The organism is Methylobacterium sp. E-041, from assembly GCF_022829665.1.
Taxonomy (GTDB): Bacteria; Pseudomonadota; Alphaproteobacteria; order Rhizobiales; family Beijerinckiaceae; genus Methylobacterium.
Genome location: NZ_JAKSYQ010000113.1, coordinates 1 through 776, shown reverse-complemented (window position 1 = coordinate 776; position 776 = coordinate 1). Strand labels below are relative to the sequence as shown.

Here is a 776-nt window from a genome sequence, read left to right as displayed (position 1 = left end):
CTTCTCCTCGGACGAGAACTGCCGACGTGTGGCCCGACGGATGTCCTTGATCACCGCTTCTGCCGGCTTCTTGGCCGGTCCGGATGTCTGCTTCATCTTCGCTCCTCAGGGGCTACGATGAACCAGCCATCCTCCGTTCGTTAAGACCCTCATTCTGTCCCACAGGTGCTGACGTCGGACAGCATCACGCCTGAGCGCGGCCGGCGCATTTGCGGTCGGTACCTTGTCGCGGTCTTAGGGAGCAAACGAGCTAACACTGACCGACGGTATCGGCACGTTCTCGGCAACGAAGTGTGAGCCAAGGGATGCCAGTTCCAAACGGAGTTCGTCAGCCTGTAGCCGATGATGCTGTGCAGCCCGTCGTATGGCATCCGCCGCATCATGTGCGGTGGGACTATCAGCGAGCGCTGCCTGCTGATCCGCCATAGCTTCAAGCTCTGCTATGCTGACGGTTATCTGCCTCATCAATTCGAGCATGCTCTCAAGCCTCGCACCGCACAGAAAGTCGAGTGCGATGCAGCATGCAACAATGAGTCCAGAAGTGTAAACGGCTTTTGAGGCATTGGGTCCCGCCGTATCGACTCAGTGCAAACCGAAAACGCTCTAGATGTTTGATTCCAGGGTTTGATGGTGCGATTTTCACGTCGGGGGGGAGGGACGGGCCTGGGGCCAAGTTCTTCACGGCAGCGCCACAACGACGGAGGGGAACCGGCGAGCGATCCAGGATAGTCAAGCGAACCTGGAGGACCCTTCGAAGGGGCATGGGATCAACCAGA

1 pseudogene is annotated in these 776 nt (G+C 58.5%); it reads left to right on the top strand.

Annotation, left to right across the window (positions count from 1 at the left end):
* Window positions 1-667 precede the first annotated feature (667 nt).
* A pseudogene (locus MKK70_RS10205) lies at window positions 668-776 on the top strand (IS481 family transposase); the annotation flags it as partial.